Source organism: Parafrankia irregularis (assembly GCF_001536285.1).
Classification (GTDB): Bacteria; Actinomycetota; Actinomycetes; order Frankiales; family Frankiaceae; genus Parafrankia; species Parafrankia irregularis.
In genome coordinates, this window is record NZ_FAOZ01000028.1 from 1 (window position 1) to 13,310 (window position 13,310).

Below are 13,310 nucleotides of genomic sequence, written 5' to 3' on the forward strand. Positions count from 1 at the left end.
CCCGCCGGGGGAAGCAGCGGGCCCTGGTCGCTGTCATGCACAAGCTCACCGTCGCGATCTGGCATGTCCTGCACGACAGGACCGGACACAAGGACCTCGGCGCCGACTACCACACGAGGAAGAACCCGCAACGCGCGATGCGACGCATGATCCGCGAAGCGAACGCCCTCGGCCTCACCATCCGCTTCGACCCCGCCTGACCGGACCCAGCCCACCCAACCCGCCACAACCAGCCGATCAAGCCCCGACCCGCAGCTCACGTCAGTTTTTCGTGTCAGATCTGAGGATTTGGGCTGCGAGAACGACCAAAATCCTCACATTCTGCTGATCGCCAGGTAGCTTTGCGTCGCTTTTGTGCCTCTTGTTGTGAATTGTCGACGCGACTGAGGGTGGCCAAGATCTTCAATGCCGTGGGCCGCCGCCGCGACTGCCGCCTGGCGCCGCCGGTGATATCGCCGAGTGCGTCGCGGCCCACCGTTCCCGGGTCGGGTTGTCCCGATCCTCGGCCGGGGGGCCGGGGGCCGGGGCCGGTGGTCCGTGCCCTCTGTGTGGACCACCCCGTCCCGCCCCAGCGCGGCCGGCGGCGAACCGGGCGTCGTGCCGGTCGTTGACGTCCCGTCGTGACGCGGCTATCTTCGAACGTATGTTCGATGTCCGTAACGGGTGGGCGGGCTGACGGCCGAGAGGTCAGTACCTGAGGGGTCGGTACCGAAAGCCAGCACCGGAGAGGTGATCCCGATGGGCACGGTTCGATGGAACACCGTCGATGGGTATGCGGCGGTCGGCGGCCAACACAACGGCGGCCAACACAACGGTGGTCGGGGCGGCGGGGAACCTGACGGCCGGAGCCCGGCGGGTGGTGGCGCACCGGTGAGCGGGCCCGGTGGTGTTGGCCGGCCAGGCTCATCCGGTGCCGCGGTGGCTTCTCGCGGGGGTGCGCCGACCGCGTCCGGGCAGGTGCCCGGGCGGCCTGCTGGTCGAACCATGCTCCCCGCCGCGGGGCTGCCGCGGCGTTCCCGGGACGAGCTTCTCGCCTCGGCGCGGCGTGGGCTGGCCGAGGCGGCCTTCGCGCGTCGGCCCGGCGAGCGTTACGCGCTGGCGCATCTGGCCGCGCTGCGGGTCGCCGCCGCTGTTCTCGCCGCCCGGGCCCAGCCCCGTCCGGGGCATCGGGGCCGTCCGGCGAGCGCCTGGCAGCTGCTGGCGGTGGTGGCTCCGGAGCTCCAGGAGTGGGCGGCGTTCTTCGCCGAGGGCGCCGGCCGGCGCGCGGCGGCGGAGGCCGGCCTCGCCGTCGTGACGGCCAGGGATGCTGATGATCTTGTCCGTCAGGTGGAGATCTTCCTCGGGATCGTCGAGGCGGCGCTGGGCGTGCCCTCCCAGCCGTCGTTGACGCAGGCCGAATCCTCCGAGGGGTGGACGTGGCGCTGAGCGCGCTTCAGCAGATCGTGGCCCATCCGGCGGCGGCGCGGGCCGGTGTGGCGCGGGCTGGTACGGGCGGTGAGCGGCTTCTCCCGGTGCTGCCGGCGTTGGCCCGGGTGCTGCCCGCGGGCGGCCTGCGGCGCGGCACGACGGTCAGCGTCAGCGGGTCGTCCTCGTTGCTGTTGACGTTGTTGGCCGAGCCCTCCCAGGCGGGTGCCTGGTGCGGGGTGGTGGGGCACCGGTCACTGGGGATGCTGGCCGCCATCGAGGCCGGAGTCGTGCCGGAGCGGCTGGCCGTGGTGGCGGATCCCGGGCCGCGGTGGCCGGTGGTCGTCGCGGCCCTGCTCGACGCGATGGACATCGTGGTCCTGCGGCCGCCCCGGGGCGGGAACGGCGCTGACGCCCGCAGGCTCGCGGCCCGAGCCCGGGAACGGGGTGCCCTGTTGCTGGTCGCGGGGGACTGGGAGGCGGCCGACCTGCGGCTGTCGGTGGTCGCCCGGCGCTGGAGCGGGTTGGGGCAGGGCCATGGGCACCTGCGCGGCCACAGCACCCTGGTCCGGGTGGAGGGCCGGGGGGCGGCCAACCGGCCCCGGCAGGTGTGGCTGGCGGGGCCGGGGCATCTGGTCGGGCCGGCCCTGCCGGGCATGCCGGCGGAACTGGCGGAGACGGTGACGGTGCTGCCGATGGCCGCGGGGTCGGGATGAGGCCCGTGCCGACTCGGATGCTCGCGGTGCACATCCCGGACTGGCCCGCCGTCGCGGCCGGCCGGCGGCCGGGTGAGGCGGTGGCTGTCCTCGCCGCCAACCAGGTTCACAGCGCCGGCCCGGCGGCCCGGGCCCGAGGGGTACACCCGGGGCTACGGCGGCGGGAGGCGCAGGCACGCTGCCCTGACCTGGTCCTCGTGCCCGCCGATCCGGACCGGGACGCTCGGGCCTTCGAACCGGTCGTGGCGACTGTCGAAGGCGTGGTGCCCGGAGCGGAGGTGGTGCGGCCCGGCGACTGCCTGGTCCGTTCCCGAGGCGCTGCCCGCTACTTCGGGGGGGACGGTGTCGCGGTCGCCCAGGTGCGGGGCGCGGTCGAGGCGTGCCTTGAAAACGCGGATCTTCAGGCGGTCGTCCGGGTCGGTGTCGCCGACGGTCCGTTCGCCGCGCTGGCGGCCGCCCGTCTGGGTCGGATCGTCCCTCCCGGCGGTACTCCGGGCTTCCTCGCCCCGCTGCCCGTGGAGCTGCTCGACCGGCCGGAGCTGGTCGACGTCCTGCGTCGGCTCGGCCTGGCCACGCTCGGCGCCTTCGCGGGGCTGCCCGCGGCCGACGTGCTGGCGCGGTTCGGTCCGGATGGCGCCGTGGCGCACCGGCTTGCCCGCGGGGAGGACGAGCGGCCGCTCACGCCCCGCGAGCGGCCGCTCGACCTGAGCGTGTCCGTGGAGTTCGAGGCGCCGGCGGAGCGGGTGGAGCAGGCTGCCTTCGCTGCACGCCGGCTCGCCGAGCAGGCCCAGGAACGGCTGCGTGACAGCGGCCTCGCCTGCACGCGGATCGTCATCGAGGCGGAGACGGAGCACGGGGAACGGCGGCAGCGGGTCTGGCGGCATGACGGGCCGCTGTCCGTCGCCGGCATCACCGACCGGGTCCGCTGGCAGCTCGACGGATGGCTGACCGGCACCGCACAGGAGCCGGGCCTCACCGGGCGGCCGACATCCGGGCTGGTGCTCGTGCGGGTCACCCCGGAAGGGCTGCTGCCGGGGGATGGTCGTCAGCTCGGGCTCTGGGGCGAGCCCGGGGCCGCGTCCGGCCGGGTGGATCGGGCTCTGACCCGCGTCCAGGGGTTGCTCGGTCCGGGCGCGGTCACCATCCCCGTGGTCGAGGGCGGGCGTGATCCGTCCCGGCGGGTGCGGCTGGTTCCCTGGGGGGAGCCCCGGGAACCTGCGGAGCTACGGGAACCCGGCGAGTCCCGGGAACCGGCGAAGCCGCGGGAACCGGCGGGCTCGCGGGAACCGGCGAAGGCCGGCCGGCCTCGCGGCCACGGTGGAGGCCCGCGCATCCGTGGTGGGCGCCCGGGCGGCTGTGGCCGGGCCCGTGGAGAGGGGGCTCCGCCCTGGCCGGGAGCAGTTCCCGCGCCCGCGCCGGCCACGGTGCACGACGAGCCGCTGCCCGCCCTCGTCCTCGACGAGGGCGGAGAACCCGTCGGAGTCAGCGGGCGCTGCACGGTGACGGCCAGCCCGGCCTGGCTGTCGGTCGACGGAGCCGCACCCACCCGGATCACGGGCTGGGCGGGCCCATGGCCGGTGGACGAGCGCTGGTGGGATCCGGCCGTCGGCCGGCGCCGTGCCCGCTTCCAGCTGGTGGCGGCGGACGGGTCAGCGTCGCTGCTCTTCGTGGAGATCGGCCGCTGGTGGTTGGAGGCCACCTATGACTGAGAGGCTGGTTGAGAAGCTGACTGCGAAGCCTCAGGTGCCGGTGGTGCCCTACGCGGAGCTGCACTGCCACTCGGCGTTCAGCTTCCTGGACGGCGCCAGCCAGCCCGAGGACCTGGTGGCGGAGGCCGTCCGGCTCGGCCTGTCCGCCCTTGCGCTGACCGATCACAACGGGATGTACGGCACCGTCCGGTTCGCGGAGGCGGCGGCGGCCGCGGGGCTGCCCACCGTGTTCGGCACGGAGGTCTCGTTCGGATCCCCGGCCCCCCGCGACGGGGCGGCGGATCCCGACGCGACCCACCTCGTCATCCTCGCCCGGGACGCGGAGGGGTACCGCCGGCTGTCCCGGGCGGTGTCCGACGCGCATCTGGCCGGCGGGGAGAAGGGAATCATGATCGCGGAGGTGGAGGCCTTCGCGGCGGCCAGCGGAGGGCACTGGCAGATCCTCACCGGCTGCCGCAAGGGCGCTGTCCCGCGCGCGCTGGCCGCGGGAGAACCGGCCGTGGAACACGAGCGGGGGATGGCCGTGGCCGAGCGGGGGGTGGACGCGGCCCGCCGTGCCCTCGACGAGCTCGTCGGTCTGTTCGGTCGGGAGAACGTGGCCGTCGAGCTGTGGGACCGCGCCGCCCCGCTCGACTCGGCCCGTAACGACGCCCTCGCCGAGCTCGCGCGGGACGCCGGGCTGCCGGTCGTCGCCACCGGCAACGTCCACTTCGCCACGCCGGCGTCGGCGCGGCTGGCCGCGACCATGGCGGCCGTGCGGGCCCGGCGGTCCCTGGACGAGATGGACGGCTGGCTGCCCGCGGCCGGCACGGCTCACCTGCGGTCCGGCCCGGAGATGGCCGCCCGGTTCGGGCGCTATCCGGGGGCGGTCGATGCCGCGGCCCGGATCGGCGCGGAATGCGCGTTCGGTCTCGACCTGGTCGCGCCGCGGCTGCCGGACTTCCCTGTTCCCCCCGGGCATGACGAGGCGAGCTGGCTGCGGCTGCTGACCATGCAGGGCGCCGTCCGCCGCTACGGCCCCGCGCGGGCCGAGCGGGTCGCGGGGGCCTACGACCAGCTTGTCCACGAGCTCAAGGTGATCGAGCAGCTGGGTTTTCCAGGTTATTTTCTGATTGTCCATGATATCGTCGAGTTCTGCCGGAGGAGCGATATTCTCTGTCAGGGGCGCGGCTCGGCTGCGAACTCGGCGGTCTGTTACGCGCTTGGCATCACCAATGTCGACGCGGTCTCCTTCGGCCTGCTGTTCGAGCGCTTTCTCGCGCCTGAGCGGGACGGCCCTCCGGACATTGATATAGATATCGAGTCGGGGCGCCGGGAAGAGGTCATCCAGTACGTCTACGGTCGCTATGGCCGGGATCGGGCCGCGCAGGTCGCGAATGTGATCACCTATCGGCCGCGGTCCGCGGTGCGTGATGTCGCCCGCGCGCTGGGTTTCTCGCCCGGCCAGCAGGACGCCTGGTCACGGCAGATCGACCGGGGGATGCCACGCCACGCCCATCCCGCCGATCGGCCCGACACCAGGGCCGATGCCGATGCCGATGCTGGCGCCGGCGCCGGCGCCAGCATCGAGGCACCCGACTCGTCGGCGGGGATTCCGGCCGAGGTGCTTGATCTGGCGGGCCAGCTTCTCGGGTTCCCCCGCCATCTGGGGATCCATTCCGGTGGGATGGTCATCTGTGATCGCCCGGTCGCGGAGGTGGTCCCGGTCGAGTGGGCCCGCATGCCGGGGCGCACGGTGGTGCAGTGGGACAAGGACGACTGCGCCGCGGCCGGGCTGGTCAAGTTCGACCTGCTGGGCCTGGGCATGCTGTCGATGCTGCACGGTGTCTTCGACCTCATCCGCACGCATCACGGCCGGCAGCTCGATCTCGGTTCGATACCGCCGGAGGATCCAGCGGTCTACGACATGCTGTGCGCGGCCGACTCCGTCGGGGTCTTCCAGGTGGAGAGCCGTGCGCAGATGTCGACCCTGCCCCGGCTGCGTCCGCGGCGGTTCTACGACCTGGTCGTCGAGGTCGCCCTCATCCGGCCGGGGCCCATCCAGGGCGGCTCGGTGCATCCGTACATCCGACGTCGCAACGGAACGGAGGAGGTGGTCTACCCGCATCCGCTGCTGCGCCGTTCGCTGGAGAAGACGCTCGGGGTGCCCCTGTTCCAGGAGCAGCTCATGCAGATGGCGATCGACGTGGCCGGGTTCACCCCCGCCGAGGCCGACCAGCTCCGGCGGGCCATGGGGGCCAAACGCGCCACGGAGCGCATCGACCGGCTGCGAACCCGTTTCTACGCGGGAATGGCGGTGAACGGTATCACCGGGGCGATGGCGGACGATCTGTACGCCAAACTCGCGGCCTTCGCGGACTTCGGTTTCCCGGAGAGTCATTCGGTGAGTTTCGCGTTCCTCGTCTATGCCAGCTCCTGGGTGAAACTGTATTACCCGGCGGCTTTCTGCGCCGCGTTGCTCAACGCGCAGCCGATGGGTTTCTACTCGCCGCAGAGCCTGGTCGCCGACGCACGCCGGCATGGCGTCGTCGTGCACGGGCCGGATCTCAACGCGTCCGAGGCGGGGGTGACCCTGGTCGGCTCGCCTGCGGCGCTGCGGCTCGGTCTGGCCGGGGTCCGGCGGCTGGGTGGCGAGCTGGCCGAACGCATCGTCGCCGAACGCCGCGCGTGCGGTCCCTACCAGGACATGAGCGATCTGGTGCGCCGGGTGGGGCTGCGGGCCGAGCAGATCGAGGCGCTCGCGACGGCCGGGGCGTTCGGTTGTTTCGGGCTGGCCCGGCGGGAGGCGTTGTGGGCGGCCGGGGCGGTTGCCCAGGCTCGTCCGGGCCGGCTCGACGGCATGGTGTTCGGCGCGGACGTGTCGGCTGTCGCCGCCGCGCTGCCGGGGATGACCACAACGGAGACCGTGGTCGCCGACCTGTGGGCGACCGGGATAACCCCGGGCTGCTATCCCACCGAGCTTGTCCGCGGCCGGCTGGACGAGCTGGGAGTCGTGGTCGCCCGGCGGCTGCGGGATCTCGGCGGGGGCCGGCGGGTGCTCGTGGCCGGGGTGGTGACGCACCGGCAGCGTCCGCGGACCGCGGGAGGCGTGACCTTCCTGAGCCTGGAGGACGAGACCGGCCTGGTGAACATCATCTGTTCTCGTGGGGTGTGGGCCAGGCACCGGTCGGTGGCCCGGTCGGCACCGGCCCTGATCGTGCGGGGCCGGCTGGAGAGCGCGCAGGGTGTGGTGAACGTGATCGCCGAGAGCCTGCGGCCGCTGCCACTGGCTGTGGGCCGGCGGTCCAGGGACTTCCGATGACGGCGCGGCTCCGACTGGCACAGCCCTTGCATACAGTCACAGACTCAGTCACCATCAGTTACTTTCGCGGGTGGGGTGATTACCGAGAGTGGTGATGTCTGGTGGCTGTGACTCGTATGGACGACCGGCAGGCGGCAGCGGAAGCGAAGAGTCCTCTGCTGCGACAGCGGAACACCTGGCTGCGGCGGCTGGCCGGACTGTCGGCCGGGGGGCTCCTCCTCGGCCTGATCATCGGTCTGCTGCTGCCGCGCTAGGGCCGGGCCTGCCGGAGTGCCCCATCCTGCACGTGGACATGGACGCCTTCTTCGCCTCGGTGGCGGTGCGGGACACTCCCGGGCTGCGCGGGCGACCGGTGATCGTCGGGGGCGGTGACCGGGGTGTCGTGCTGTCCGCGACCTACGAGGCCCGAGCCTTCGGGGTACGCAGTGCCATGCCGATGGCGCAGGCGCGCCGGATGTGCCCGGCGGCGGTCGTCGTCCCCGCCGATCACGGGCGCTACCGCGAGGCCTCTAGCGCGATCATGGGCGTCTTCCGTGACCTGACCCCGCTCGTCGCCCCCATCTCCCTGGACGAGGCGTTTCTGGACGTCGCCGGGGCGCGGCGGCTGTTCGGCGGCCCGGTCGACATCGCGCGGGCGATCCGGGCGCGCATCGCCGCGGAGCAGGGGCTCACCTGTTCGATCGGGGTGGCGCCCTCGATGTTCGTCGCGAAGATCGCATCGACCCGCTGCAAGCCGGACGGACTGTCGGTGGTGCGTCCCGAGGAGGTGCTCGCCTTCCTGCACCCGCTGCCGACGGCGGCGCTGTGGGGGGTGGGGCCGCGCACCGAGGAGACGCTGACCCGGCTGGGGCTGCGCACCATCGGCGACATCGCACGGACCCCGGCGGACACGCTGCGGAGGGCGCTGGGAGCGGGTGCCGCGGATCATCTGATCGCGCTCGCGCACGGCCGTGACGACCGCCGGGTCGACCCGGACCGCACCGAGGTGTCGATCGGCGCGGAGGAGACCTTCCCGACGGATCTGGCCGAGCCCGAACCGCTGGCACGCGAGCTGCTCCGGCTCTGCACCCGGGTCGCCGGCCGGCTGCGCGGGCGTGGCGAGGTGGCGCGCAACATCTCGATCAAGGTCCGCTACGCCGACTTCACCACTGTCACCCGAGCGCGTACGCTGCGCGAGCCGACCGACGTCACCTGGCTGGTCTACCGTGCCGCCCGGGAGCTGTTCGACGAGCTGTGGGGCACCCAGCGGCCACGGGTACGGCTGGTGGGCGTGCGGGCGTCCGGCCTGTCCGCGGCCGCACGGGCCGGGCGTCAGCTGACCTTCGACGAACAACCGGCACGCTGGGCGGACGTGGACCGGGCTACCGACGGGGCACACCGGCGGTTCGGGGACGGATCCGTCCGGCCCGCATCACTGCTGGCATCTCCGTCCAAACGCCGAACGGTGATGATCGTCCGCCCATGATCGTAGGATGGGCCTGGCATGAACGCGGCCGGCCCGGGCAAGACGCCAGTACGCCGAATCGCTCTGGTCGGTAAGGGTTCGAACCTGCTTGGACACAGCATGACCAGTTGCCTACCGCCTCGGCCCCGCACATGCCTATTCTTTGGGTGTCAGGTTCCGTCCGGCGGGCCTGAAGGTCGTGGGAGGAGCGTCGATGCCGCTCTCGGAAAACGAGCAGCGCCTACTGGAGCAGATCGAGCGCGCTCTCGTCGAGGACGATCCGAAGTTCGCGAGCACGGTCCGTTCGACGAATCCCCGGACTTACCTGCTCCGGCGGGTTCGGCGCAGTGCGGGGGTGTTCGTCCTCGGTCTCGTCGTCCTCGTCGTCGGGGTTGTCCTCAACCAGGTGCCGCTGACGGTCGTCCTGGGGATCCTGGGGTTCGCGATGATGCTCTTCGCGGCTCTTCGGGGCGCTGCGGACCTGCGGCGGATGAGCGGGCGTGGGCCTGACACCGGGCGTCGTGCCCCGGGGGTGAGAGGCAGGCCCGGCGGCAGGCAGCGCCAGCCTCGCTCGTCCTCGTCGTTCATGGAGCGGGTCGAGGAGCGCTGGCGCCGGCGCTGGGAAGACGGCTCCTGAGCCGAGGCCGAGACCTGTGAGCCGAGACCTGGGCTGTGAGCCGGCTTCAGCCAGCCGGCGGTCCAGGTCCCGGGTCAGTCCAGGCTCCCGCCAGGTCGCCAGGACCTCTCGGCCCGGTCGCTAGGACGGCCCGGTCGCTAGGACCCCTCGCGGGGGCCGCTGCCGGTCGCCGCGAGGACCGGTCTGTCGTCGTGGCCTGGCGTGATCCGTCGCAGCACGGACGGCGGGGCCACGGTCGCCATCGCCCGCCGCCCACGCGGCGTGACGGACCACAGCACCCTGCGCGCCAGCGCCAGATCGGTCAGCAGAGCAGGGTCGAACGCGATCGTCCCCGGTGGGGCGTAGCGAGCCCGTTCCTGGGCTGTGGCCAGCCGTATCAGCGCGTCCCGCGCCGCGAGGACCTCCGGCGATCCGGCCTCGGGCCCGGCCTCCAGGAACGAGATCAGGCGTTGCGCGCCGGATCGTGGTGAGTCGCTGCTTCGCAGCCGGATCCCGAGGTCGGCGGCGATGTCGACAAGCTCGGCCCAGACGGCGTGGACCCGAGCGACCAGCGCCGCGTCCGTCGGAGCCCCCGAGCCCGCATGGCCGTGTGGGCTCGGGGCCATGCGGCGCCGTCGCAGCACGAGCCGGGTCAGCGCCGGCACGCTGAGCAGCCCCAGAACGCCGAGCCCCAGCCCGACCCAGGGCAGCCACGGGGGCGGGAACGAATGCGTCCGGGCACCCCTGGCGGCCGACCCCACCGGTTGCTCCGGCTCCTCATCGAGGGCGCCTGGGTCCGCGGGAACGGGCGTCACGACCGGGGTGGGCTCGACCCCGACCGCGTCGTCCGCCTCGGGAGTGGACGACGCTCCCGCGTCGTCGGCCGGGTCGGTGGACGGTGCGTAGTCCGGTGCGGGGGTGCTCCCGTCGGTGCGGCGGGTTGGCTCGAAGGGGATCCAGCCCAGCGTCGGGAACCAGACTTCGGGCCAGGCGTGTGCCTGCTTGTTGGTAATCAGCCAGCTGCCGTCGGACTGCTGCGTTCCATGCGTGAAACCGATGGCGACCCGGGACGGCAGGCCGAGCAGCCGTACCAGTACGGCCATGGCGGAGGCGAACTGCTCGCAGTACCCACGCCGGCTGGAGAACAGGAAGTCGGCGAGGGCGCCGTCCTGAGCCGTGGGCGCCCCGGTCAGGTCGTAGGTGAAGTCCGGGCCACGCAGATAGTTCTGGATGGCGACGACCTTCGCGTAGTCGGTGTCGGTGCGGGCGGTGACCCGGTCGAGCAGCGTCGGCAGCCGGGGATCGAGGCCGGCGGGCAGGGCGGTCACGACGTCCATGGAGTCGGGCACGGCACCGGTGGCGGCCCTGATCTGCTCGGAGGTCGGATCGGGAACCTCGGCCTGCACGGTGTAGCGCAGCCCGGCGGTGGAGGTGCGGGTGGAGAACACCGTGCCGGTCGGCTCGGCGAGGCGCCAGTCGCCGACCAGGCCGTCGAAGCGGGTGGGGATACCCGGGACGGGGAGGTACCTTTCGGTCATCTCCTTACTTACCGTCACGGTCGCTTCGGTCGGAACGGTACGGACGTCCGCCTCGGGTCCCGGCAGGCCCGCGCTGACCCGGGCATCCTTGGTCGCGTTCAGCGTCCGGAGCGTGAAGCGCTGGCCGTCGAAGTTCTCCAGCGCGGTGAGCCGCAGGTAGTTGGGGGTGGCGGTGGACACCCGCAGCAGCGGGACCTCGCGTTCGTTGTGGATCTGCTGGGACAGCGAGACGATGGGCTGGATGACGCTGGCCGAGCTGCGGCCTTCGCTGGCCCCGATCGCGCTGCCTCTGTTGACCACTCCCCGCCCGTCCAGAGACGGCAGCACCAGCGGCACGAGCGCCGCGATCACCAGGCAGCCCGCGGCGATCTGTGCCCCGAGCCCGCCCAGACCGTTGCTGATCATTCTGGGGGAGCGGTCCCCCGTCAGGCGGCCCCACCTGGTCACCATGCGGTTGCCGTCCAGCAGCATCAGCGCGACGAAACCGATCGCGCCCAGCACGAAGGGCAGGGTGCCCACGCCGGCGGGGAGGATGGCGGCCGGGACGAGGAAGAGCGCGAGCAGCGGGATACCCGCCAGCGCCGGCCGGTCGACGACGACGACGACGAGCAGATCGACGGCCATGACGACCACGTAGGTGGCGACGAGGACCAGGACGACCAGGCCCGGTTGCTCCGGCACCGGTACCGCGAGCTGCCGGATCTCGTCCCTGATCGGCGTGGCCAGGTCGAACAGGGCCGACGTCGAGGCAGGTGTGGGGATCACGCCGAGCAACGCGGCCTCGTGGGCGCCCACCGCGGTGACGGACATGCACAGGCCGACGAGGCTCAGGCAGAAGCCGGTGAGTGCGGGGTGCCGGATCGACCTGCCGACATGCCGGCCCAGGACGGCCGTGCCCACCCCCACCACTGTCGCGATCAGGACAGTCCGGAACCACCAGATGGTGCCGGCGAACAGCGGTGCCATGGCGGTGCTGGCGAGCAGACAGGCCGCGCCGCCGAAAACGGAGGCGATCGGCCGCGGGGTCACCATCCGCGGCCCGCCGAAGTGGCCGGTCCGCCGGTGGTGGCCGCGGTCGGGGAGGGCTCATACGGCGAGCCGGGTCGGTAGAGCGGCCCGGTGGGTGCCGGGGCCGGGGTGGGCGTCACCCCCGGTGCCGTTCCGGGTGCCGGACTCGGGCCTGATGCCGAGCCCGGCACGGGAGTCCGCGCCCCGGCCCCGGTCGGCCGCGAGCCTGGCCGCGGCGTGTTGTTGCCGCCGACGCCGCCGACACCGGCTGCGCCAGGCGCAGCACCAGCACCAGCACCAGCGCCGAAACCGCCGATGCGCGAGTGCGTTCGTCCGCCGCCCGCCCCAGGACGGAAGATCCGCGGCCAGGTGTCCGCCAGCCGTGTCGTGCGGTCCGCGACCAGCACGGTCCACCCGTGCCTGGTCAGGATGTGCCGGGACATCTCGACGGTGTTGGCGGCGGTCGATTCCTCGGCGCTCCACTGGGCGATGTCGGTCAGCACGGCGATCGCCGGTGCCTTCCGTGGCCGGGCACCGGCGATCAGGGTGGCAGTGGCCTGGTCGACCCGTCCGAGCACGACGACCACCATGCCGGAGTGCTCCGCGGACCGCAGGCGCGCCAGCGCCGGGTTCAGCAGGGCGGACGGGCTCGGCTCGATGACCGCGAGCTGGTCGAGCAGCGCGCCGACGGCGTTGCCGGGGCCGGTGGCGGCCACCCGGCTGCCGGTGAGCAGTCGCACCCCGTAGCCGCTGCGGGCGAGGTTGACCGCGATCGAGCCCGCCGCGCTGACCGCCCACGAGAACGGGCCGTCGGGATGGTCCGCGGGCCAGGAGTCGGCCCGGGTGTCGAGCAGCACGGTGGCCGCGCCGGTGAGCGGCCGCTCGCTTCTGCGCACCGTCAGCTCACCGAGCCGGGCCGTGGTCTTCCAGTGGACCTTGCGTAGGTCGTCTCCGGATCGGTAGGGCCGGGTCGTCGATTCGTCGTCACCCGCCCGAGCGGAGGAACGGCGCACCGCGTTGTTGAGCGTCGACAGCCCGACGGAGGGCACCAGCGGCATGCGTTCGAGCGCGGGCGCGACCGTGAGGCTGTCCTTGCCGCGGAAGCTGCGTTCCAGCTCGCACAGGCCGAACGGATCGGTCAGCCGGATGGTCAGCGGCCCGACCTGGTACCGGCCGCGGGTCTGGGCCCGCATGGAGTACGACAGGTCACGCGAGCCGCCCGGCTCGATGCGGTCCACCACGAAACGTGCCCGGTGGCCGAGATGGGACGTCACGTCCTCGACGAGCAGGACGGACGAGCGCAGCCGGGAGACGTTGTCCAGCCGGATCCGCACCGCGACGGTATCCCCGGCGGTCACGCGGGGTGGGTCGAGCCGGCGCGTGCAGGCCAGGCGGTAGCGAGTCCGGGCGACGAACGCGGCTGCGACCAGGGGGAACATCAGCAGCAGGAGGGCGACGGCGAGCAGGTCCTGCTCGCCGATGATCGCGGCCGCGGCGATGCACGCTCCACCGGCGGCGAGGAACGAGCAGCCGCGTACCGTCAGCCCGCGCAGTGCGGCGATGTAGTCGTGCAC

9 protein-coding genes and 1 pseudogene are annotated in these 13,310 nt (G+C 72.9%); 8 read left to right on the plus strand and 2 right to left on the minus strand.

The genetic code is table 11. From position 1 onward, the window contains the following. From AWX74_RS40255 to AWX74_RS29565, 8 genes and pseudogenes are all read left to right on the plus strand, one after another. A pseudogene (locus tag AWX74_RS40255) lies at positions 1-200 on the plus strand (IS110 family transposase); the annotation flags it as partial. A gap of 784 nt (positions 201-984) precedes the next feature. Then, positions 985-1,425 carry an SAV_6107 family HEPN domain-containing protein gene (locus tag AWX74_RS29540; protein ID WP_054565807.1) on the plus strand — a complete coding sequence of 147 codons (441 nt, stop codon included), beginning with the start codon at positions 985-987 and terminating at the stop codon, positions 1,423-1,425. Beyond that, entirely contained in the window at positions 1,416-2,120 is a 705-nt protein-coding gene (locus AWX74_RS29545; protein WP_091283664.1) for a hypothetical protein, read from the plus strand. The genes AWX74_RS29540 and AWX74_RS29545 overlap by 10 nt, the downstream gene beginning before the upstream one ends. After that, positions 2,117-3,829 carry a DNA polymerase Y family protein gene (locus AWX74_RS29550; protein WP_091283541.1) on the plus strand — a complete coding sequence of 571 codons (1,713 nt, stop codon included), beginning with the start codon at positions 2,117-2,119 and terminating at the stop codon, positions 3,827-3,829. The genes AWX74_RS29545 and AWX74_RS29550 overlap by 4 nt, the downstream gene beginning before the upstream one ends. Then, positions 3,822-7,130: an error-prone DNA polymerase gene (locus tag AWX74_RS29555; RefSeq protein WP_091283543.1), complete on the plus strand. Its 3,309-nt coding sequence runs from the start codon at positions 3,822-3,824 to the stop codon at positions 7,128-7,130. The genes AWX74_RS29550 and AWX74_RS29555 overlap by 8 nt, the downstream gene beginning before the upstream one ends. Before the next feature lie 101 nt (positions 7,131-7,231). Continuing rightward, a complete protein-coding gene (locus tag AWX74_RS40260; protein WP_162604157.1) occupies positions 7,232-7,384 on the plus strand; it encodes a hypothetical protein in 153 nt (50 codons plus the stop codon). Positions 7,385-7,410: 26 nt separating this feature from the next. After that, positions 7,411-8,595: a DNA polymerase IV gene (gene dinB, locus AWX74_RS29560; protein WP_341271984.1), complete on the plus strand. Its 1,185-nt coding sequence runs from the start codon at positions 7,411-7,413 to the stop codon at positions 8,593-8,595. Positions 8,596-8,788: 193 nt separating this feature from the next. Then, positions 8,789-9,211 (plus strand): DUF3040 domain-containing protein, encoded by a 423-nt coding sequence (locus tag AWX74_RS29565; RefSeq protein WP_091283545.1) that lies wholly within the window; start codon positions 8,789-8,791, stop codon positions 9,209-9,211. Positions 9,212-9,348: 137 nt separating this feature from the next. Here the strand turns inward: AWX74_RS29565 and AWX74_RS29570 are convergent, their stop codons facing one another. After that, positions 9,349-11,760, minus strand: a complete 2,412-nt coding sequence (locus tag AWX74_RS29570; protein WP_091283547.1) for a transglutaminase TgpA family protein — start codon at positions 11,758-11,760, stop codon at positions 9,349-9,351. After that, positions 11,754-13,310 (minus strand): DUF58 domain-containing protein, encoded by a 1,557-nt coding sequence (locus tag AWX74_RS29575; protein ID WP_091283549.1) that lies wholly within the window; start codon positions 13,308-13,310, stop codon positions 11,754-11,756. Before AWX74_RS29575 ends, AWX74_RS29570 begins: the two co-directional genes overlap by 7 nt.